The organism is Ferrimonas pelagia, from assembly GCF_039543565.1.
In the GTDB taxonomy this organism is placed as follows: Bacteria; Pseudomonadota; Gammaproteobacteria; order Enterobacterales; family Shewanellaceae; genus Ferrimonas; species Ferrimonas pelagia.
The window spans coordinates 14878-37406 of record NZ_BAABJZ010000089.1; the positions used below are offsets into that span (position 1 = coordinate 14878).

Consider the following 22529-nt stretch of genomic DNA (forward strand, 5'->3'; position numbering starts at 1 on the left):
ACACCATATGACAGGCAGGGTATGCGCCCCCCCTGTACTAATAGGGGGGGAAAGACAACCAACCTATTTAACAAATTTGCTAGCTGGTAAAATAGAGATTACCGATTCGGCGCTCGGTCTGATTTTTTCTTTCGGAACTATTCTTAGGAATGTATTTTCAGCCAGGTCTAACAGTGGTTTTTGGTCTTGTACACTTACTCCCATTTTCACTAGCTGCAACTTGTATATTTGCATGAATGTTGGGAAAGATATTTTGGATAGGTCTACGATGCTTTCGAACATTACGCCAACAACGACACTTTGACATACCTGTGTTAATGCCGAAGTGTTAACTCCATATGTATAGAGGTATGTATCATATCTAGTCATTCCATATTCAGTTGGTACTATGAAGTAGTCTCGCATTTCGGAAGACATTCCATGCCCAGCCCCAAGCATTGTATCAAGTGCTCCATCTACTAATCCAGATATGCCATTTACAAATGTATCACCGTCGTCAGCTATGCCCATGAAGTTTGATATAGATTTTCTCACGGCGGTTCCTATATTTGAACTCTCGCTATGAAATACGTGCTCTTCAGACTTCGACCTAATAATCACATCAACAGGCACTCTTTTTCGCTCATCGTCCCCAGATAGCCTTATACTCTCTTCAATTTGTGTTGTCGCATTTTTTGCCTTCTCGACTGCGTACGCGCGAAGCATTGTTAACTGCTTGATAACTTCATCAGCAGTCTCATCCTGATTATCAATACCGTCTATGATTCCAGTTATGTTACCCATTGTTCACTCCATTGAAACTCAACAAGATATGATTAAAAAGATCCACCACCGGATTCAACATAGCTTGAAAGCTTGTATTGTGGAAGTCTAATCAAATGAGATTTGGACATTGTTAATCGGCAGGTGCCAAATCAAGTAACTGTTTATTAAGAGATAATTATTCTGTCATCCGAGTCTATAACTTCTTCAAGTAGCTTTTACGTACGATGTCCTCGACTATGACGCTTTGACGTTGGCCCGATAAAGTGGACGCTTTATTGCTAAGCAGCATTGCCCCGACACCCTTCAGGTAGGCGGTACCAGTACAACAACTAGAGAGACGTGGTCAAAATGTAGTCCACTGACTTTCATTAACTCTACAAGCTATTGATTCTGATATCATATTTCGTCAGTAAACAAGAAGCTTCGGCTTCCTTTTGTTATATGTGGCCAATGGCGCACTGCACAAGCTCTCTTGAGCCATAGGCCACCATACCGTTTATCCTGCCCTACTGGTGACTGACAATCCTTGCCCGAACAGCTCAGCGAAAAGACGCCCCTTACACCCAACGGATCGCATGAGTGGGCCAAGGGGCGTTCTGGAAAGTTATCAGCAAACATGCTGTCCCCTCATTATCTCAGGGCAGAGTAAAGATCACACTGCCCTCACAATCCACGAAGGCGCCGACAAAGTGCACGCGCAAGTGATGGTGTGCAGCAACGATTCGGAATGATGGGGTACCCTACTAAACAGAGAAAACGGATCAAACGTCACTACGAGGTAGAGATTTGCAGTTTCAACTCGCGCAAGCACAAGACCAAGCGGCGATAGCCCAGCTCCACACCCAAAGCTGGCAGGAGAACTATCGCGCTATCCTGGCTCAGGACTATCTACAGCATCGACTGGCCCAAGAACACCAGACACTGTGGTCACAGCGTTTGGCCTGTGATGATCCCTCGCTGCTGATCCTAATAGCAATGGCGGAGGGTAAGCTGGCCGGTTTTATCTGCGTCCAGGCCGGCCAAGATCCCAAGCTGGGTCATTATGTTGAGAACCTCCATATCCACCCGGATTTTCGCCGACAGGGCTTAGGCAAGGCGCTGCTGCAACAGGCCCAATGCTGGCTTAACGACCAGGATCCTGCTCAGGGGCTCTACCTGCATGTCCTAGCGGGGAACCCCAAAGCCATCGCTTTTTATGCCCGGCTGGGTGCCTACCAAGTTGAAAACGCCATCTGGGATGCGCCCTGTGGTACACAAGTACCCGAGTTCATCTATCGCTGGCACGCCGGTACACAGATCTGATCCTCAGCCCGCGCTATAGCCATTTGGAGCATAGGCAAGCTGCTCGCTAACCCAACCCCACGTGCCCGCTATCGGCCATGTTCCGCTCTGCAGCCGCCCGATTGCCCTGCACCAACGTCCGGTGATAAAGCTGACCGCATCGCCCCCAGTGCACGACCATTAAGCGCCTGATAGATTTAATTTATTTGTGCTTTTTCGGCGGAATTGTGGCTGGCGATGCTTTTCAATGTTCCACAGTGGCGCTACTGTTAGACACAATATTCTTCCCTTAAACAGGACGTTGTCATGTCGACCCTTATTACGTTAGTGGTTCTCGCCGTTATCGCGCTGTTCGTTATCAGTATCTACAACAAGCTGGTGACACTAAAAAACCGCCACCAAAATGCGTTTTCACAGATCGAGGTGCAGTTCAAACGCCGTTACGATCTGATCCCCAATCTGGTGGAAACCGCCAAGGCTTACATGAAGCACGAAAGCGAAACGCTGGAAGCGGTGATCGCCGCGCGTAATCAGGCGATGGCCGGCCTGCAAGCCGCCAGCGCCAACCCCACCGATGCAGCCGCCATCGGCCAGCTGGCCGGCGGCGAATCCGCTTTGATGGGCGCGATGGGCCGGCTGAATGTAGTGATGGAGGCCTATCCGGATCTGAAAGCCAACCAAAATATGATGCAGGTGTCGGAAGAGCTGACCTCGACCGAGAATCGCGTCGCTTTCTCCCGTCAGGCGTTTAACGATGCCGTCACCGCCTACAACAGCTATAAACAGCAATTTCCACCGGTGATCTTCGCTGGCATGTTCGGCCATGGCCAAGATGCCTCCCTACTCGAGTTTGAAGACAGTGCAGAGATCCAGGCCGCTCCTAAGGTTCAATTCTAAAGGCGCCGCACAATGGACTTTTTTGCTCAACAGGATCAGGCCCGTAAACGCACGGGTCAGTTGGTCTTCCTGTTTGCCTGCGCGGTGATTAGCATCGTGGTATTGATCAATGCGCTGATCGCAGGGCTTATGATCGGCTCATCGCCGCAAGCACAACGTGATCCGCTCACAGCCCTGCTCGATAGGATGTTGTCACTGGACGGTGCAATGATCTCACTAGGGATCATTGCGGTGATCGCACTGGTCAGCCTGTTTAAATGGTTAGCTCTGCGCAGCGGCGGCAGCGCCGTTGCCGAATCCCTAGGAGGCCGGCGGATCAGCCCCAATACTGAGGATCCCGACGAGCGTCGCCTGCGCAATGTGGTCGAAGAGATGGCACTGGCGGCAGGCATGCCGGTTCCACAGATCTACCTGCTGGATCATGAGAATGGGATCAACGCCTTCGCCGCAGGACACGGCCCGGCCGATGCGGTGATCGGCGTCACCCGCGGCTGCCTAAAAAAGCTGGATCGCGACCAACTGCAGGGCGTCATGGCCCATGAGTTTAGTCATATCCTTAATGGGGATATGCGACTGAACCTCAGGCTGATGGCCATTTTGGCGGGGATCATCTTCCTCAGTCAGATCGGCGAGTTGATCATGCATGCCGGTCGCGGCAGAAGCAAAGATGCACAGAAGATCGCCATTGTCGGCATCGCACTGCTGATCTTAGGCTGGATCGGCACCCTATTCGGCAAAGCGATCAAAGCCGCGGTCAGCCGCCAGCGAGAGTATCTTGCCGATGCCTCCGCCGTGCAGTTCACCCGCAACCCAAGTGGGATCGCCGATGCCTTAAAGCTTATTGGGGCCGACAGTCACGCCAGCAATATCGAGCACCCGAAGGCATCAGAGTCCAGTCACCTGTTTTTTGGCTCATTCAAATCGCTGTCCAGCGCCTTTGCGACTCACCCTCCGCTGGAAAAACGGATCTACGCGATCCAGCCTCAGTGGGACGGTCAGTACGCGTCCGTAGTCAAACAGATGCAACAACGGACCGAGAGCACGCCCCCAACCCAACCACAGACCAGCAGCACACAGGGGCAGCAAGCGGAGCGTCTCACCCAGCTACTGACCGGCGCCCTGCTTCTCGACCAATTGCCCCAACCCATGCAGCAGCGTGCCCATGAGCCGGAGGATGCCAGAGAGTTGGTATTGGCACTGTTATGGCCGCGCCATGGTGGCGAACACATCGCGGATCTCGACTCCAGCGTGATTGCGGCGATCAACCAGCTCAAGCCCCAACTTGAAGGGCTCACTGAGCAACAGCAATTGTGCCTGGTTCAGTTGGCGATCCCCAGCCTCAATGAGCTGTCTGCCCCGCAAAAAGAGGTTCTCTTGAGTCAGCTCAGTTATTGTTGGCAACTGGACGATCAAGGCTTGCTTCGTTGGTGTGTCTGGCAGGTATTACGCCATTACCTGACCGATCATCACAGCCAGCGCAGCAGCGACAAGCAAATTAAGCAAGCCGCTGCGTGCCTTATGGGGCTGTTGGCCCATGTCGGACACCAAGACATGGTCGCCACCAAGGCCGCCTACCATCGAGGCACCAACAGCTTAGGGGATTATCTCAGTGAATTGCCCGGCTCACCGCAATGGCAGCAAGCCGCGCAGCTGCTGCCACGTCTGAGAGGCGCCAAGCCCGAGCGCAAGCGCCGTTTAATGACGGCATTTAAGCTCTGCGTCGAACACGATGGGCAGATCACCGAGCAAGAAGCGGTGCTGCTCCATTGCCTGGCGCTGCTGATCGATGCCCCGACCGCACAATAACAACCAACATTCTCTATCTCTTTATCTATGTGGGCGGCGCCAGTGTTTTTATTGGGTCAAGCTGGCGCTAGGTCCCTGTAGGGGCAAGACTGACATCTCCCCCTCCGCATTTAGCAGATAGTGGTATTCACAAAACGCCTCACAACTCGGGCATTTCGCCCGAGCATTGAGTACGCACCGATTGCCATCGACGGGCACCAGATCACCATGGATCTCCGGCAATTCGATCGATGCGGCGCAGGCATCGCACTCCGCTCGAAAGCCGTGAAATTTCGCGCCATTGGCAAAGACATGGGGTAACACATCCGTGAGCAGAGGTAACAGAGTCCATTCTATTTGTTTTCGGATCTCCGGTGTCATCTTGGCAACCCTAATATCTGAATGAGAGTCTTCAAGACTAGAAGATCATCGCCTCACTGCCAGTTTTTTCCCGCCCGGACACGACTCTTCGCTTCGCGAAGATCTACGCCTCCTCACCGCAATGCCGGTAAAGCGTACAAACGGTCCGCATTCACTGGCCCGTCACACGTTTCCCATTGTTGAACCGCCATGACTTCGCAATACTAAGCGTTTCACTTATATCAACCAATGGCACGTCGTTAAGCGCGCGCTTTGAAGAAGAAGGAATCCACAGTGAACCCCATTGAGGTGATAGAACTCGAACACGGGCTACACCAACTCCGAGTCAGTCGATTTGGCGCCCACCTCCTTAGCTGGCACTATCAGGGCAAACAGCAGCTGTGGCTGAGCGAGCTCGCCGATCTCAGCGGCACCAAGCCGATCCGCGGCGGCGTCCCCCTCTGCTTCCCTTGGTTTGGCGATCTTCAACCCGGCCCGAGCCACGGCTTTGCCCGAACCAGCCTTTGGCAACTGCACGAACAAGGCTCGGACAAATTGATCTTTCGCCTCACCGAATCCGACGCCACCTTAGCGCTCTGGCCGCACAGATTCGAGGCGTTGCTCTGTATTGAACTCGAGCAACACAGCCTCTCTTTGAGCCTGACCGTGCGCAACACCGATCAACACCCTTGGTCATTCAGCGGCGCACTGCACAGCTATTTCGCCGTCGACGACGTCAATCAATGCCAGCTCCCGGCCATCCAAGGACGTTATCATCACGATAAGCTGAGTGGTCAGCGCCTGCAGTTCGACACCGCGAGGGTCCCGGTTCCGGTCGATTCCGTGGTGCCCGATCTGCATGAAATGACGTTTGACGCATTCACTCTGCGTCACCATGGGGCTGACGCAACCGTGGTTTGGAATCCAGGCCTGGCCGTTGCCGCCAAGATGGCCGATGTCGATCCCGCATCAAGCCATCGCTTCCTCTGTCTCGAAGCCGCCATCGCCATGACCCCGATCCGCTTAGCGCCCGGCCAAACCCATGAGTTACGCCAATGCATCGACATGGGCGCCTGACCATCACGCGGCGCGTTGCCCAGCTCACAAGTCCAGACCTACGATAAACATCGCCGCCTTGGAAACCGCCCCATAACATGGCTTTCTTTCGCACCACAGGATAGGTACTCTTAAGCAACGCGCTTAACAATAACGACAACAATGAGTCAGGCCAGCCCCACCATTCATAAAACTCGAACCCAAGCCGTGGTTGAAGCGCTCAGAGAGCGGATCTTATCTGGTGACATTCGGGCAGGAGAGCCCTTGCGTCAGAGCAACCTCGCCAACGAACTGAATGTCAGCCGGATCCCGATCCGCGAAGCCTTGCTTCAGCTTGAGGCCGAAGGGCTAGTGCGCTTTGAGGCGCACAAAGGCGCAACAGCGACCGAGCTGTCCGTCACTCAACTCGATGAGCTGTTCGAACTGCGCGCGTTGATCGAGCCGGGGCTGTTGATCCGCTCGATCCCCAATCTCACCGAAGATCACCTGAGCCTGGCACAAGACTATCTCGAGCAACTCGAGTCGGCACTGCAACAAGAAAACGCCGTCAACAGCTGGAGTGAGCTGAACTTCTTATTCCATATGAGTCTGTACGCTGGCGCAGACCGTCCCCACACCATCGAGGTTGTCAAAGGGCTCAACACCAACGCAGGCCGCTATATCCGCTTGCAACTATTGTTGGCCGGAGGGATCCCAAAGACCGAGCAAGAGCACCGACAGTTACTCGAGCGTTGCCGCAGCGGCGACAGCACCGGGGCGGCCGATATACTGCATCAACACATTATTGCCTCCGCCGAGGGCGCCAAACGGCTTCTGGCCGGACATGTCGGTAACGTGAACTGAACCACCCACCACCTAAAATAAACATGAGGCAGGAGAAACCTGCCCAGCACTGGAGTAGCCCATGCATTTCGCCGAAATTACCGGATGGGGCAAATGTTTGCCCCCGGCCGTTCTGACCAATCAGGATCTGGCCAGCGTGATGGACACCAGCGACGAATGGATCCGCAGCCGTACCGGCATTGGAGAACGCCGGATCAGCCACGTCGGCACCTCTCAGTTAGCGACTGTCGCCGCCAAGCGCGCGTTGGCCGCGGCGGGCCTTACTGGTGCCGAGCTGGATATGATCATCCTCGCCACCGCCACGCCAGATACCTTAGTGCCCAACATCGCCGCCACCGTACAGGCAGAGATCGGCGCGCAATGTGCGGCGTTTGATATCAACGCCGCCTGCTCGGGATTTCTGTACGGCTTGGGGCTGGCCACCGCCCAGATAAAAAGCGGCCAGCATCGGAAGATCCTGCTGATCGGAGCCGAACGGCTCAGCTTCTACCTCAATTGGACGCTGCGGGACACTGCGGTTCTGTTTGGCGATGGCGCCGGCGCGGTGATCTTGGAAGCAAACGACTCCGAGCAAGCGGTTGGGGTGCTGAGCTACGCCATGCATAACGACCCGGACGGCCGAGAGCACCTTAAGGTCTCAGGCTTTGGCAGTGACATGGACCGCTTCAGCCCCTCAGCTACCCAATTTTACCTGCAGTTTAACGGCCGGGAGATCTTCAAACGCGCGATCGCGGGTATGGGTCGCTTAAGTCAGCAGGTCATGGCCGACGCTGGGTTGGAGCGCGATGCGATCGATCTGGTGATCCCCCATCAAGCCAACGTCCGGATCATCGATACCTTAATCGCCAAGATGGACTTACCCGCCGACAAAGCCTTTATCAATATTGAGCGACACGGTAACACCTCTGCTGCCACCATCCCGATGGCGCTGTGTGATGCCTTAGAGCAAAATCGGATCCAGCCTGGCGATACCCTACTCTCTTGTGCGTTCGGCGCCGGTCTCACCTCTGCCGCCGCCGTGATCAAATGGGGCCAACGCACCACGCCGCTCCAGCGCTCAGACGCCGAATTGCCCCATTGCGATCAGACCGGACTGGAGCTGATCGCCACAGCCGTCGCCCATCAAAGCCAGCAACCCGGCCAATAAAGCGACATGGGGTAAGATCACGACAACAAGGCGCGGTTCCGGCGAGAGCAAGATCTCTCGCCGGATCACTCCATTGGTCCGCCGGAGGCCTCAAGCAACTCGCAGGGATCCCAATATAATCCGGTATCAAACAACTGCGACAGCAGAAGATTGAATTGCGAAAAACTGGTGATCTTCTGCTCCTGTCCAGTAAGACAGTGCCAGATAAAGCGATGACAATTGTTATGCCGCAAATGATAATCGCGATAGGTAAATAACGACGCCACCGCACGTTGAACCGCGTCTTGCTGGATCAACGGGGCATGCAGTCGATCGCAGCAGACAAAGATCCGAGCCCCACTGCGGCCATGCAAAAAACGTTTAGGTGACACCGCCCGCACCAGTCCGCTGCCGTGCAATTCGGCAATGGCATTGCTCCCCAGCCAGATCCCAGTGTGCTCCACCACGCCAAAGACATGACACACCACCACGGCACCTGGTACCGGCACGACCGATCGTTGACCTGGGATCCACTGACTTGGGCCCAACATCAGGCCATTGGCCTGACTGGGTGGACGATACCGCTGAGCCTGCACCTTCTTTCGATACGACCGATATTCCAACGCTGCCGCCGCTCCAGCCAACAACAATAAAGCCGGGACCGCCATACTCTCTCCCCCCAACCGAACTAAAGTACCGAAGCAAACCGCCCCCGTACAATACCGCTGGTGCTGGCACCAAACCTCGCTCAGCCACGCGGACTCAACCCAGCTAATGCACAGGGACCTTATTAAGATTAGTTGTCTTTATCGGTTTTCGATGGCGTAAAAAAAGCACTGAACATATTGGCGGGATTAAGATCCTGCATCCGCTTTAATTCCTGCTGCCAGCGCTGTTGCTGCGACAGCCAACCGACCATCGCCTGCTCCAGCCATTGTCCGGCCATGCCCGTCATCCGCGTGTCATACAAACGGATGATCTCCTCCAAAAACTTATTGGTTAATACCGACTCATGTCCCTCGCTCTCCATGTCCGATAACACCTGAAGCAAGACCTGTCGCGTAATGTCATCGCCACTTTTGGAATCCACCACTTGGAAGGGCTCATAGGATTTGATGTAACCCCTGACATCCAGCAGCGTGATATAGCCTTTGCGGTCGGTATCATAGAGGCGACGATTGGGATAGCGTTTGATCAATTTCATATTGCAGCGCCGAAATAAGTTTCCACCAGTGTAGAGCCTACACTCCGGGCCACCTAGCGCTTTTACACTCACGGCATCGCTTTAAGATGAAGTTTTTTGTGCACCGCACAATTTTGCTTGACGGCTTACCTTCCTGATCATAAATTAGACAGTGAAATTGTGCAGTGCACAATGCCACAACCCAAACCTTCAAGGAGCTATTGCCATGATCAACGATATGAAACAGCAGTTCGACGATGGGCTGCAGCGCACCATTGAGAACCAGGTGAAATTGAGCGAGCTGAACGTACAGTTTGCCAATGAGGTTGCACTGCGCAGCAACTCTTACCTGACCGAGCTCTTCACCGCCGGTGCCGAAACCGGTCGCAGCCTGACCGAGTGCAAAACGCCGATGCAGGTGATTGAAAAGCAGCAGGAGTTTGCCGCCAATTGTCAAAGCAAAGCGGAAAGCTATGTCAAAGCCAATGTAGAAGCATTGACAGCGCTAAACAAAACCGTGACCGAACTGTTCTCCGCCTTTGTACCCACGGCTGCAGCCCCCGCCCCTGCGCCACGCCGCAAAACCAAGGCCGCAGAATAACTGCTCGTCCAGGTAAACCAAAAGGCCCATCGCGTGAGCAATGGGCCTTTTTCGCGTTAAGCGGCCTCGACGGCCTTCGGGGCTTTGCCCGGTGCTCGAACCGCTTTTTTGCCTTTCAGCAACGTCTGTAACTGCTCTTTGTTCTGCGCCATGTGCAGAGAGAGCTGCTCTATCTGTTCATCTGACAAACAACCCGGCAACTCCAAAAAGCCAACCAAGCTCTCCGCCAGATCCAACATTTTATCGTATGCATCGGCTTCTGCTTTACTGGAAAAGGTCATCACTTCCTCACCTTGGCGTTCCACCACGTATTTGACGATTACCGCCATGATCGTGCCCTCAATGTCCTTGAATAGATCCCATGCTAACAAAAGCAACTGTACATAAAAACAGTGTTGTGAGTTAATCTTCGCAGCGAGCCCGATCATCGACCTAAAATTGATTCAGCCCGTATACAGGCACGCTGACAACCTCCTATGGCACAATATCTCATACCCTGAGCCCTTATTAATTAATGGAGCCGACAACCATGCAGATCCTGGTTATCGAAGACGACCCGCTATTATGTCACCACTTAAAAGTCCGCCTCACTGACTTGGGCAATCAAGTGCAAGCGAGTCAAACCGCCGCAGAGGGAGAATATCTGGCCAACAACTATCCGCTGGATGTGGCGGTGATTGATCTGGGCCTGCCCGATGAAAGTGGTTTATCGTTAATCAAGCGACTGCGGGATCAAGGCAAAGCCTTCCCCATCTTGATCCTCACGGCCCGCAATAGCTGGCAGGACAAGGTCGAAGGCCTGAATTCTGGCGCCGATGACTACCTCGTCAAACCCTTTCGGATCGAAGAGCTGGAAGCGCGGATCCATGCACTGGTTCGCCGCAGCTCCGGCTTCATCAAACCCGAACTGCAATGCCACGATCTGACCCTTGATCTGACCGGCCGCCGTGTCACTCTGGCCAATGAGCTGCTGGAACTGACCGCATTCGAATATCAGATCCTCGAATACCTGATGCGTCACCACCAGCAAGTGGTCTCCAAGCAACGTCTGCTCGATGTCCTCTATGAGGATCGCGAGGGCGATCCGAATACTGTCGAGGTCATGATCTCCCGTTTACGTAAAAAACTGGTGAGCGGCGGTATGGACAACCCCATCGCCACCATTCGCGGCCAAGGTTACCGTTTTAACGAATTATGCAGTTAAAAGAGAATTGGCTTACCTATTGCAGCCGCCCAACCATCTTTCGCCGAGTGATCGGCACATCGATGTTGCTGCTCACTCTCGCCTTACTGGCACTGATGGGGGCAGAGCGTTATGACAACCAACGCAACCTCTACAACCAAACCGCCAGCGACCTGTTAACTCAACTGACAGGCATCGGCTATGAGCTGCAGCAAGAGGGGCTCGAGCCACCGAAAAAAGGCGCGATCTTAGCGGAGCAATTTGAACCCGGAGAAAATCTGTTTACGCTATGCGACCAACAACTCAATAGCGTGTTTGTGTCGCAAGCCGTCCGCAAGCGTTCTATCGGCGACCTCTGCGCTCACGTCAAACGTAGCCAATCCAAATGGTCAACCCAAGCCGTCGAGTTAGCGCCCAAACGACATTACTACGTCTACCCGCTTACCATGGAAACGGCGAGCGGTGAAATGCACTTAGTGATCCTTCGCGACGCCAACAAAGCCCAGCGGGAGTTGGCCGCCCGAAATTCATGGATCACCATCAAGAGCTTGATATTGCTACCGGTGATCTTACTGTTACTCATCAGCGGCGCCTTATGGGGCATGAAGCCCCTCAACCGATTAGGCCTCCAACTCCAAGAGATCATCGAAGGCAAGCGCTCTCGTCTGGGCAAACCCGAGGCAACGGAGCTCGTCGGGATCACCCACGCGCTGAATGACATGCTCGAGCAAAGCGAACAGCGGCGGGAGATCTACCAAAATGCCATGAAGGATCTCGCCCACAGCCTCAAGACCCGACTCGCAGCGATCCAGGCGATACTGGATGATCCCAACAGCAACCCCGAGCACTGTCGCTCAGATATGTATGATCAACTCACCCAAATGGACCAGTTGATCCAGTACCAATTGCGCAAAGCCGTCATGGGCCGTCAGGGGCTCTCGACGGAAAAGGTCGCTATCTCCCCCATTGTCCAACAGCTCACCAACATGCTAGACAAGGTGTATCGTGACAAAAGACTCAATTTCATCATTGAGATCGATGATGCAATCCAGTTCCCCATCAATAAAGAAGATCTGATGGAGTTTCTTGGCAACCTCATGGACAACGCCAGTCGCTTCGCGATCACCACAGTCAAGATCCGCGTCGAGCAAGACGCTGAGCAGCAGCTGTTACTGACCGTTGAAGACGATGGTCCCGGCATTGAACCGGCCTTGCGGCAAAAGGTATTAGGTCGCGGTGAACGTGCCGACGAACGCCATCCTGGACAAGGGATCGGGTTAGCGGTTTGCAATGAGCTCAGCCATAGCTACGGCGGACAACTCATCATCGGTGATTCATCACTCGGCGGCGCGGCCATTACCCTCAAGCTGCCCAATAGCCATCATTATGTCGATCGCCCGTGAATAATCTTGCTCCTTAAGCCGGTCTTGATCAGAGTCACGACCGCTTAAGGAGCGCTGTTATGAAGCAATGCATCGCTGTTACGCTATTCCTCGCCAGTTTCAACCTCACCGCTGGCGATCTCATACTGGCCGATAACATTGAGATCCTGACCCTCAACGGCGTACAGGTCGAAAGCTATGACGAACGCCTACCGATCGATCACGGCACCCAAGTGCTCACCATTCGCTATGATGAGCTGTTTATCCCCTCCACCGAGTATCACCAGTTTGTCCGTTCCGGCGTGCAGGTGATTCGATTCGAGGCCCTCGAAACAAAGGACTATTTCCTCTCAACACCGGCGATGACGCTAGAGCAGGCCGTTGACTTTGCAAAAGATCCTGAATTTTTTCTGACGACAGAGCACGACCAAATGATCGACCATCAAGCGTGGAGCCGAGATGAGTTACTGACCTACCTACTCAACCGTAACTAACCGTCACAACTCCTCGGCACCAACCTAGCCTAGCTGTGCGGGTGCTGAGAACTTGGGTCGCTCAACGGCCCCTTGAACGTTTCCCTCCCATCGCCGCCAAAACCCGCTCCGAACGGCTTGGCGTGCCACCGCACACACAAAAGTCGCCGGGCGCGGTTGCGAAATGAGCCATTTCGGTCTTTGCTTCATTCTTAAAGACGCGCACTCATTCAGCCTCAACACTGGAAGCCTTTGTGACCCAATTGCCCGACTTCGACACCCTGATGGCACTGGCGAAACACGATCCGGAGCAGCTCGAAACATTACGTCAACAGCTCATCGCGCAAACCATCCAGCGCTCTTGCACTGATAAGCAGGGACAGCTGCGCGCGCTACAGCATCACGTCGATCAACAGCTCTCCCGCTGCAACACCCCCTATCAACGCATGATCACCGCAGCTTCCTTGATGCACGACCGGCTGCACACCCTAGCCCAAGTCCTGAATGACCCCGATGCTTTTCGTCAGCAGCAGGCCCAAGTGGTCGACATTTCCAGCCTAAAGGCGCGCAAAAACCACGACAAGTAACCCCGCAGTTCGACCATCAACGAACCCAGCTCAAGTCCCATCCTGCCTAACTCTGCTTGATACGCCGCCTTGCAAGAAATTGCATGGCCACAAAACAGCGACATGCAAACGATCATTTTCTGCAACAAATCGATCACGCAAGAAACTTATTGTGTCCGCAATCTCATAACCGGCCATTGGCCCTATCCGTTAGGCGGAGACAATAATGAAGCTAAAACAACTTTTTCCCCTCAGTATTCTATCGTCGGCGCTATTGCTGACCGCCTGTGGAGGCGATATCAATATTCAAGCCGGTGCCGATCAAGCCCCAGATAACGGTAACGGTGGCTCTGGCGATCTCTGTACCGATTATCCCAATGCCTCCGACTGTCAGGATGGCAGCACAGACACAGATTTTGACGCAAAATACCCCTTCTCCACCGATGCTGGCTACACCGTCGCTCAGGATGGCGAGTCCAAGCCGGTACGCCGGATCGAGGGGTTGTTCACCTCGGACACCACCCTGGAGAACGACGTGGTCTGGGAACTGGCCGGTGCGGTGCAGATCGGTGAAGACAACGCCAATTCTGCGGTCTTGACCATCGTTCCCGGCACCCTGCTCCTAGGCGACAGCGAAGGCTACCTGGTGATCAGCCGCGGCTCCAAGATCATGGCCGACGGCACCGCCGATGCGCCCATCGTGTTCACCTCCGTCGAAGGTGGACTGGGTCAGCAAACCGCCCGCGGTCAGTGGGGTGGCCTGGTGCTACTAGGCAACGCCAAGGTCAATACCTGCTCGGATCACACCAACTGTGACATCCCCTTTGAAGTGGGCGATCACCCCTACGGCGGCAACGATGACGATGACAACTCCGGTGTTCTGCGCTATGTGCGCGTTGAAAACGGCGGCTTCAAGGTCAACGCCGAGCAGGAGATGAACGGGATCAGCTTCGGCGCGGTCGGTCGTGGCACCACAGTGGAATACATTCAGGTCGATCTGAATGACGACGATGGCATCGAGTTCTGGGGCGGTACCGTCAATATCAAGCACGTGGTGCTGACCGGCAACAATGACGACTCGTTGGACTGGACCCACGGCTGGCGCGGCTATGGTCAGTACATCTACATCCAAACCGACGACAATAACGCCAACCGCGGGATCGAAGCAGACAGTTCGAAATCCGATCCACTCGGATCTCCCGTTTCCATGCCCTACCTGGCCAACATCACCATGGTACTCGGTGGCGGCACCAATGGTGATGGCGACGACGCCGAAGGGATCCTGTTCCGCGTCGACACCGGCGGTCACCTGTATAACACGCTGGTCAAGGGCGCAGCGGACACCGGCGAGTGTCTGGAGATCAACGATAGCACTACCGTGGCCCGTGCCAATGCCGAAGAGTTGACCCTAAGCTACAGCCTGATCGACTGTGTCGAACCCTACAAAGACACCAAAGACGGCGACGGCAACGTGATCCTGGATGCCGGTCAATGGTTCCTGGGCCAGGATGGCAACATCGAAGGTTCGGCGTTCCTGGACGGCCACCAACCGATGGCAAATTCCCCCGCCCTTGGTGGCGGCCACCCCAACCTGGCGGGTGTGAACACCTTCTTTGACGACACCAACTACATTGGTGCCTTCGACGGCAACCCGGACAATGACTGGACCCGAGGTTGGACCATCGGGATCCACGAAGAGGAGGAAGACGACTCAGCCCTGACCGCACTCGAAGCCTGCCCTGCCGGCACCACCCAGGACGCCACGGATGCCGCCGCCATTGCCGACACCGATCTGGTCTGTGCGCTGGACAGCCTGATCACCAGCAACACCGTGCTCAAGGCCGGAACCAACGTCTGGTACAAACTGAACTCTGCAGTGGTGGTTGGCGGTGACAACACCGACTCCGCCACCCTGGCCATCGAGCCAGGCGTCAAGGTGTTTGGTGAAGACGACGGTTACCTGGTGATCAGCCGCGGCTCCAAGATCAGCGCCGCCGGCAGCGCAGAGCGTCCCATCGTGTTCACCTCCAAGGACCATGCCCTAGGCGACGCCACCATGGCCGGTCAGTGGGGCGGCCTGGTGGTGCTGGGTAACGCCACGGTGAACACCTGTCCCGATGCGAACGCCTGCGACATTCCATTCGAAGTGGGCGATCACCCTTACGGTGGCAACAAAGACGCCGATTCCAGCGGCGAGCTGAGCTACGTCCAGGTGCTGTTTGGTGGCTTTAAAGTCAACGCCGAGCAGGAGATGAACGGGATCAGTTTCGGCGCCGTCGGCTCCGGTACTAAGGTCGACCACATCCATGTCCACATGAATGACGACGATGGCGTCGAGTTCTGGGGCGGTACAGTCAACATCAGCAACGTTTACCTCAGCGGCAACAACGATGACTCGCTGGACTGGACCCATGGCTGGCGCGGCAAAGGGCAATTCATCTACATCACCCAAGTCGACAATGGCGCCAACCGCGGCATTGAAGCGGACAGCTCCAAAAGCGATCCGCTGGGCCTGCCGTACTCCAACCCTTGGCTGTCCAACATCACCATCGAGGTGGCTAATGGCACCAACGGTGACGGCGACGATGCGGAAGGGATCCTGTTCCGGGTCGCCACCCGTGCCAGCTTGCACAACACCTTGGTGAAAGGTCAGGACGATTCCGGTGAATGCCTGGAGATCAACGACAGCACTACCGAAGCCAATGCCGCGGACGGCACTCTGGTGATGACCCACAGCCTGATCGATTGCGTTGAGCCGGTGAAAAACAGCGACACCTTCGACACCCAGGCTTGGTTCCTGGCCCAACAAGGCAACGCCATCGTCGAGTACGGCGCTTTGGCTCTGGCCAATGGCCAGCCCGCGGCGGACTCTGTCGCCATCGGTAGCGGCCTGGATCTGAGCGGCGAAGACGCCTTCTTCCAGAGCACCGACTACATCGGCGCCTTCGACGGCAGCAACGACTGGACCGCTGGCTGGAGCTTCACGCCCGCCCAGTAACACAGCGCGGGGCCCTCGCGCCCCGCTCTCTCCAGTATTTAAGCCGGCCTGGCTGACCCGTTTTCCTAGGCTGGCTTTCGTTGAATAGGACGAACCACTATGAAACCCCAATTTTCCGCCACCCCGATCAGCCGCCATGTGGCGCTAGCCCTGGGTCTGGCTTCACTGTTCGCCCAACCGGCCCTGGCCGAAGACACCAGCAATGACAGCGATCCCATCGAGCGGATCGCCGTGGTCGGCCGCTTACAAAAAGTCGCCTCAGAGGTGATCGAAGAGCGCCGGGAGTTGCCTTTCGTCGCCGATCTAATGGGTGCCGAGCAGATCGGCCGGACCGGTGACAGCGATGCCGCCGCTGCGCTGCGGCGGGTAACCGGCCTGACCTTGCGCGATGGCAAATACATCTACATTCGTGGTCTGGGTGAGCGCTACTCCAGCACCTCGCTCAACGGGGCCCAGGTGCCCTCGCCGGATCCCACCCGCTCGGTGATCCCACTGGATCTGTTCCCCTCCTCCATCATCGAGTCTCTGTCGGTGCAAAAGGCGGCCTCCGCCAGCAAGCCGGCCTCCTTCGGTGGCGGCCATGTGGATATCCGTACTAAGTCCATCCCGTTGGATTTCTTCTTGAAGGCCTCGGTGGCTGGTCAATACAACACCAACAACAGCGACGATCAGCTCAGCTACCGCGGCGGCGACGAAGACTGGCGCGGACGCGATCAGGGCAGTCGCACTGTACCCAGTGATCCCAGCAACGGTCTTCTGTTTAACCGCGACATGACGGTCAACAGCGAAAGCACCAGTCCAGGCTTCAAAGGCGCGATCACCACGGGCAACAAATTTGAGCTCAATGACGAGGGCGACTGGCTGTTTGGTTTTGTGGCGGGTGCCGCGTACAAGAACGAGACCAATAATTTTCAGCGCGAGACCTTCCGCCTGCAACGCACCGACGGCTCGCTGGACACCAGTGACATCATCTTCGGCACCGAAACCGAGCTGCAAACCTCGGGCATGTTCAACATGGGGCTGGAGATGGGCGACGATCATAAGCTCGAAACCTTCACCACCTACCTAAGCGACACCAGCGATGAAGTGCGCCGGGCCTATCGGGAAAACGAAAACTCCATCAATGATCCCAGCCGGGATTTTGAACGCTACAGTATCGACTACGAAGAGCGTTCGCTGATCGCCAACCAGATCCGTGGCCAGCACTTCTTCAGCTATTTGTGGGATCTCGAGGCCAACTGGCAGTACACCGACGCCAAGGCCCGCCGCAAGGCCCCCAACCAGGTGCAATACGACTACATCCGCCGTTATGAGGACGATGGCAGCCTGCGCTCGCGCACCCTGCGCTCGACCCAGGATTCGGTGGAATACGCCTACCGGGATCTGATCGACGACACCGAAAACTACAGCTGGGATCTGGGCCGCACGTTCGTGCTGGGCGATCTGGAGATCACCGCCCGCGGCGGCTACGACTATTTTGAACGGGTACGGAATGCCAGCGGCGATCGCTACACCTTCGATAACCGTGGCTTTAGCAGTGATCAGCTGACTCAGGATTTTGACCGGATCTTCAGCGACGCCAACATCAGTAACCCGGATAACAACTTCCGGGTGGTGAAACAGTCCGTTGAAACCGACGACTACACGGCGGCGCAAACCATCGAAGCCGGATCCGGCGAGTTGGATCTGCACTGGTTCGACAGCGTCCGGCTGACCGCCGGCTTGCGCTACGAAGAGTACCGTCAGGTGGTGCTGGCCTTTAACGAAGACGGCTCCATCTACGACGGTGGCGGTCGCTACGCTCAGGAAGACTTCGTGGTGCTGGAAGACGACTGGTACCCCTCCCTATCCGCTGTCTGGTTTATGAACGACGAGATGCAGGTGCGGGCCGCTGTCAGTAAAACCGTGGTACGCCCGGACATTCGGGAAGTGGCACCGGTCCGGTTCCAAGATCCGCTGACCGGGATCTCAATGATCGGCGATCCCTCCCTGGTCAGCTCCGATATCCTCAATCTGGATCTGCGCTGGGAATGGTACATGGAGTCCGGCAGCAACCTGAGCCTCGGGGCCTTCTATAAAGATCTGGACGCGCCCATCGAGGCGGTGGACAAAACCACGGAAACCGACAGGATCCTGACCTTTAAGAACGCCGAGGAAGGGATGATCTACGGGGTGGAGTTGGAGTTTCATCAGAACTTCGGCTTTATCGATGAGAGCTCCGACATTTGGAACGGCTTCTTCGTGGCCGGTAACCTGACTCTGAGTGACTCGGAGATCACCATTGCCGGTTCCGGCGACATCAACCTGACCAACCCGACCCGGCGCATGATGGGCCACTCGGAATGGGTGGCCAACCTGCAGCTGAGCTACGATTCGCCGAACAACCTGCACAGCGCCACGCTGGTGTACAACGTGTTTGGGGATCGGATCGCCTACGCCGGTACTCAAGGCTTCGATGACGCCATCGAGCAGCCGTTCCACTCGCTGGACTTCACCTACACCGTATATCCCCTGGATTTCATGTCCGCCAAGTTCAAGGCCAAGAACATGCTGGGCGAAACCACCGAATACCAGCAAAACGGTCTTCGGGTGTTCTGGCACGATCCCGGTACCGAATTCAGCATGGAGTTTGGCTTCGAGTTCTGACCGCAACTTCAGGCTCTCAGCCTAGCCTGAGAGCCAACCCTTTTACCCATTCCCGCAGTGCTCAGTTGCAACAACGAACACTGCTCCCTTTCCCTTGTTTGGGGAGTCAGCGCCTACCAACTGAGGGTTCACGCTTGCGGGAATGGCTTTTCTAACGGTTCAACCAGAACCAATCGCTTATCGTCACTTCCGGCATAACCGCCGAGCGCTTTCGGTCGCTGGCTCAGATCCTGATAGCCATTGAACGGCATCGCCTCGAATCGCTCCAACTGTTGTGACTGCTCCACGCCGGATAGGTAGATCGCCACATTTAAGGTTTGCAACGCGGCACAGAGCGTTCGGCAAACATCCTGCTGCAACGAGGAAGGCTGTCCATGAACAAAAGCCTGATCAAGCTTGACGTAATCCGGTCGAAGCGACGTCACGTAACTGAGCTCAACCAGATGCAGCCCAAAATGATTGATGCCAACACGGTAGCCCAGATTTTTCAATTCTCGCCGGAGCTTCTGTACCTTATCCGGCAATGACAACACCGTACGTTCACCAAACTCAAAGGCATAAGCAAACCCTTTGCCCTCCAAATAGCCGGTAAGCCAATGGCCAAAATTTTCATCCTGAAGCGAGCTGGGCATTAACGCAAAGACGATGGGCGTATACCGTACATTCAACGTCTGCGCGTGCAATACTCGCCCACGCTCAAACTGGCTAACTAATCCCAACATTTTGAGATAAGGCATCAGCTCCGCCTCGGACATCCGTCGTTCACCCACCACCAACTGCGTACTGATCTCCAATTGGATCTTATCGCCAGCTGAGTCCAGCACCGAGTACGTCGAATACTCGTATCGCCCGTCATCAATGGCCTGCGACAAAGAAGAGCGCCACTGCTGGCGGAACAATGGCACATCCGTCGGTTGATGGAACCAGGCAAAGTGTCCCGGCTCTGCCAGTGCTTGCACCAATGCATTGTCCGCTTGTGCCAACAGCTCATCCGCGTGCTTCTGCATCATTTTTCGGACCGCACCGATGCCATAAGCCGTTGCGGGATCCGCATCGCTGTCACGATACACCTGAGCGCAATGAGACTTGATCAACTCAACCAGCCGCTGTTGCTCGGCTTCCTGCTCCCGCGTTTGAACAATCAGAAAGTCTTCAGCGCTGATCCGAGCGACCAGCAAGCCGGGATCCATCTCGGCCGCATGACGCAATGCCCGAGAGAACGTCGAGATCAGCTCATCACGGCACTCATAGCCAAACTTAAGCCGGACCGGCTCAAGGAACTTCAGACTGATCAGCATCAACATGCCGCCGGAATTCTCCGTTAACCAAGAGTCGACCCGCTCCATAATGAAGGTTCGGTTGGGTAACTCAGACACGGGATCGGTCAGCAAAGCGCGCTTGAGGCTATCAACCTGTTGGTTATACCCCTCCAACTCCCATCGTAACTTATTGGACAAGGTATTGATGGCATCGGCTATCGCACTGAACTCCTGGCCCCCTAGCAGTCTCAACGGCGTGCCGAAATTTAGGCTACTGAGATCCTCTGCACGTTGTGCGATCAGCTGCAGCGGCTTTAACGAACGACGAAGCACCAGCCCGATCCCCGCCGCAAATACCGCGCCCAGCAGCAAAGCGCCGGCCAATGACGACAACATGCGCTGCCAAAGCGTCTGATAAAGCGGGCTCGCGGTTAGCTCCGCTTCAAGCCACAGCTTGGACGAACTCGCCGTCGCGATCGACAGGCGTACCGGCTCTAACTCAAATAGGCCAAGGTGTTCCAGCAAAGAGGGAAACGCGTTTGAGCTTGGCAGATTATGGATCTGCCCTTGATTAGCGCCGACCACGCGCAATTGTCGCAATATCGGCGACAGTGCCGTGCCAGCCAACAAAGGCTCTAATTGCAGTTGGTTCGAGTGCTGCGCCTGCTGCTGCAATTGGCTCTGCATCCAACGCAATTGCGCTGAAACCAGGGCTTTTTGCTGCGTCTCATCCGCCTTGGACGACAAGACCAAAACCAGCGACAACACCATCAGCGTCGCCGCTCCGTACAACAAAACGCCACGCCACATCAGTTGACGATACAGTGTCATTCCTTTGACTCCTGAAAAACCCACCAGAGTGGTCGTCCCTAATCCACGACCATTTTACTGCTTACTCCGTTACTTAAGCAGTGAGTATACAACACCCGCGCCCGCGTGTTGCGCTTAGGTTAAAGCCTAACTGACGGATCTCACTCAATCCTTTCCGCCAGTTTGCGGTCTAAGCAGGCGCCCACTGCGCGCACCGTTCTTTGTTATTGCCCCACAATGACCGCTCCCATCTAAGCCTCGCCACAACGTAATCAATGCCATAAATGTGACGCGGCCACCGGCTGGCTAAACCAAGCGCGACCCGTTTCATCGTTGCCGCTCCCAGCTCATCGAAGGACGCGCAGCGCGGTTGTCATCAGGCGCTACACTGACACCATCACCCAATGAACGAGTGCAACGTATGCGCTGGCGCAATCGAAGAGCAAGCCAAAATGTTGAGGATCGTCGAACCCGTTCCCAACGAAAACCCCTCGCCAAAGGGGGGATCGTCGGCGTACTGATCCTCTTAGCCGCCTGGTACTTTGGCATCGATCCCAATCTCATCAATCAAGTCGCTGGGCCACTCCTTGACGTCCCATCCGGTAACACGCACTCCGACTTAAGCCCAGACAGCGACCCACTCGCCCAATTCACTTCCGTCGTGTTAGCCGATACCGAAACCTTCTGGCAGCGAGCGTTTGCCGAGCAACAACAAGAGTATCAAGAGCCGACCTTGGTGCTGTATCGAGGGGCGACTCAAACCCATTGCGGTACCGGACAAGCCGCGATGGGGCCGTTTTACTGCCCCGCCGATCAGACCATCTACATCGATCTGAGTTTCTACGAGGATCTCCGCCAGCAACTGGGTGCGCCCGGCGACTTCGCCCAGGCCTATGTTATTGCCCACGAAGTCGGTCATCACATCCAAACCCTGACCGGGATAAGCCAAGCGATGCATCAACGTCAACAGCGGATGTCCGAGGCAGCCGCCAACCAGGAATCGGTCAAACTCGAGCTGCAAGCCGATTGCCTTGCGGGCGTCTGGGCCAGCTACATCGATCAGCAACAATGGCTTGAGTCTGGAGATATCGAAGAGGCGATGCAAGCCGCTGAAGCCATCGGAGACGATCGCCTGCAAATGCAAAGCCAAGGCCGGATCGTACCCGACAGTTTCACCCACGGTACATCGGCACAACGACTCCGCTGGTTCCAGCTCGGTTTCACCACACACGATCCCAGCGCCTGCGATACCTTCAACGCCAGCGAACTTTAAAACAAAAGAGGCTTCCCGAAGGAAGCCTCTTTGTCTGTGCTG

At 55.6% G+C, this 22529-nt stretch carries 20 protein-coding genes; 14 read left to right on the forward strand and 6 right to left on the reverse strand.

The window, feature by feature from the left end; all coding sequences use genetic code 11:
* Positions 1 to 63 precede the first annotated feature (63 nt).
* Positions 64 to 783 (reverse strand): hypothetical protein, encoded by a 720-nt coding sequence (locus ABEA08_RS14120; RefSeq protein WP_345335980.1) that lies wholly within the window; start codon positions 781 to 783, stop codon positions 64 to 66.
* Positions 784 to 1551: 768 nt separating this feature from the next.
* On the opposite strand from ABEA08_RS14120, the gene ABEA08_RS14125 reads away from it, so the two are divergent.
* The 3 genes from ABEA08_RS14125 (at position 1552) to ABEA08_RS14135 (ending at position 4749) form a co-directional block, all read left to right on the forward strand.
* Positions 1552 to 2067 (forward strand): GNAT family N-acetyltransferase, encoded by a 516-nt coding sequence (locus tag ABEA08_RS14125; RefSeq protein WP_345335981.1) that lies wholly within the window; start codon positions 1552 to 1554, stop codon positions 2065 to 2067.
* Between the two features lie 285 nt (positions 2068 to 2352).
* Positions 2353 to 2943 carry a LemA family protein gene (locus ABEA08_RS14130; RefSeq protein ID WP_345335982.1) on the forward strand — a complete coding sequence of 197 codons (591 nt, stop codon included), beginning with the start codon at positions 2353 to 2355 and terminating at the stop codon, positions 2941 to 2943.
* 12 nt (positions 2944 to 2955) lie between these two features.
* A complete protein-coding gene (locus tag ABEA08_RS14135) occupies positions 2956 to 4749 on the forward strand; it encodes a M48 family metallopeptidase (RefSeq protein WP_345335983.1) in 1794 nt (597 codons plus the stop codon).
* A gap of 48 nt (positions 4750 to 4797) precedes the next feature.
* Here ABEA08_RS14135 and ABEA08_RS14140 read toward each other — a convergent pair whose 3' ends face one another.
* On the reverse strand, positions 4798 to 5109 hold the full coding sequence (locus ABEA08_RS14140) for a hypothetical protein (protein ID WP_345335984.1): 312 nt from the start codon (positions 5107 to 5109) through the stop codon (positions 4798 to 4800).
* 273 nt (positions 5110 to 5382) lie between these two features.
* Between ABEA08_RS14140 and ABEA08_RS14145 the strand changes: the two genes are divergently transcribed.
* The 3 genes from ABEA08_RS14145 to ABEA08_RS14155 all read left to right on the forward strand — a co-directional run bounded on the left by ABEA08_RS14145 (position 5383) and on the right by ABEA08_RS14155 (position 8134).
* On the forward strand, positions 5383 to 6165 hold the full coding sequence (locus ABEA08_RS14145) for a D-hexose-6-phosphate mutarotase (RefSeq protein ID WP_345335985.1): 783 nt from the start codon (positions 5383 to 5385) through the stop codon (positions 6163 to 6165).
* Between the two features lie 141 nt (positions 6166 to 6306).
* Complete coding sequence (locus ABEA08_RS14150) at positions 6307 to 6987, forward strand: GntR family transcriptional regulator (protein WP_345335986.1); 681 nt, start codon at positions 6307 to 6309, stop codon at positions 6985 to 6987.
* A gap of 61 nt (positions 6988 to 7048) precedes the next feature.
* Positions 7049 to 8134 (forward strand): ketoacyl-ACP synthase III, encoded by a 1086-nt coding sequence (locus ABEA08_RS14155; RefSeq protein ID WP_345335988.1) that lies wholly within the window; start codon positions 7049 to 7051, stop codon positions 8132 to 8134.
* Positions 8135 to 8199: 65 nt separating this feature from the next.
* On the opposite strand, the gene ABEA08_RS14160 is transcribed toward ABEA08_RS14155, so the two are convergent.
* Both ABEA08_RS14160 and phaR read right to left on the reverse strand, forming a co-directional pair.
* Positions 8200 to 8781 carry a hypothetical protein gene (locus ABEA08_RS14160; protein ID WP_345335989.1) on the reverse strand — a complete coding sequence of 194 codons (582 nt, stop codon included), beginning with the start codon at positions 8779 to 8781 and terminating at the stop codon, positions 8200 to 8202.
* A gap of 128 nt (positions 8782 to 8909) precedes the next feature.
* On the reverse strand, positions 8910 to 9317 hold the full coding sequence (phaR, locus tag ABEA08_RS14165; protein ID WP_345335990.1) for a polyhydroxyalkanoate synthesis repressor PhaR: 408 nt from the start codon (positions 9315 to 9317) through the stop codon (positions 8910 to 8912).
* A 205-nt stretch (positions 9318 to 9522) separates the two neighbouring features.
* Here phaR and ABEA08_RS14170 point away from each other — a divergent pair, with 205 nt between their 5' ends.
* Positions 9523 to 9897 carry a phasin family protein gene (locus ABEA08_RS14170; RefSeq protein ID WP_345335991.1) on the forward strand — a complete coding sequence of 125 codons (375 nt, stop codon included), beginning with the start codon at positions 9523 to 9525 and terminating at the stop codon, positions 9895 to 9897.
* A gap of 56 nt (positions 9898 to 9953) precedes the next feature.
* On the opposite strand, the gene ABEA08_RS14175 is transcribed toward ABEA08_RS14170, so the two are convergent.
* A complete protein-coding gene (locus ABEA08_RS14175) occupies positions 9954 to 10226 on the reverse strand; it encodes a YebG family protein (RefSeq protein ID WP_345335992.1) in 273 nt (90 codons plus the stop codon).
* Between the two features lie 200 nt (positions 10227 to 10426).
* On the opposite strand from ABEA08_RS14175, the gene ABEA08_RS14180 reads away from it, so the two are divergent.
* From ABEA08_RS14180 to ABEA08_RS14205, 6 genes are all read left to right on the forward strand, one after another.
* On the forward strand, positions 10427 to 11101 hold the full coding sequence (locus ABEA08_RS14180; protein ID WP_345335993.1) for a response regulator: 675 nt from the start codon (positions 10427 to 10429) through the stop codon (positions 11099 to 11101).
* A gap of 62 nt (positions 11102 to 11163) precedes the next feature.
* Positions 11164 to 12483, forward strand: coding sequence for an ATP-binding protein (locus ABEA08_RS14185; protein ID WP_345335994.1), 1320 nt, complete (start codon positions 11164 to 11166; stop codon positions 12481 to 12483).
* Between the two features lie 59 nt (positions 12484 to 12542).
* Positions 12543 to 12956: a DUF2057 family protein gene (locus ABEA08_RS14190; RefSeq protein WP_345335995.1), complete on the forward strand. Its 414-nt coding sequence runs from the start codon at positions 12543 to 12545 to the stop codon at positions 12954 to 12956.
* A 233-nt stretch (positions 12957 to 13189) separates the two neighbouring features.
* Complete coding sequence (locus tag ABEA08_RS14195; RefSeq protein ID WP_345335996.1) at positions 13190 to 13522, forward strand: DUF3135 domain-containing protein; 333 nt, start codon at positions 13190 to 13192, stop codon at positions 13520 to 13522.
* A gap of 205 nt (positions 13523 to 13727) precedes the next feature.
* Complete coding sequence (locus ABEA08_RS14200) at positions 13728 to 16499, forward strand: hypothetical protein (RefSeq protein WP_345335997.1); 2772 nt, start codon at positions 13728 to 13730, stop codon at positions 16497 to 16499.
* Positions 16500 to 16598: 99 nt separating this feature from the next.
* A complete protein-coding gene (locus tag ABEA08_RS14205) occupies positions 16599 to 19145 on the forward strand; it encodes a TonB-dependent receptor domain-containing protein (RefSeq protein ID WP_345335998.1) in 2547 nt (848 codons plus the stop codon).
* A 128-nt stretch (positions 19146 to 19273) separates the two neighbouring features.
* On the opposite strand, the gene ABEA08_RS14210 is transcribed toward ABEA08_RS14205, so the two are convergent.
* The gene (locus ABEA08_RS14210; protein ID WP_345335999.1) at positions 19274 to 21235 is read right to left on the reverse strand and encodes an EAL domain-containing protein; all 1962 of its coding nucleotides are present in this window, start codon (positions 21233 to 21235) and stop codon (positions 19274 to 19276) included.
* Between the two features lie 400 nt (positions 21236 to 21635).
* Here ABEA08_RS14210 and ypfJ point away from each other — a divergent pair, with 400 nt between their 5' ends.
* Positions 21636 to 22487: a KPN_02809 family neutral zinc metallopeptidase gene (ypfJ, locus tag ABEA08_RS14215; protein WP_345336000.1), complete on the forward strand. Its 852-nt coding sequence runs from the start codon at positions 21636 to 21638 to the stop codon at positions 22485 to 22487.
* Positions 22488 to 22529: the final 42 nt, after the last annotated feature.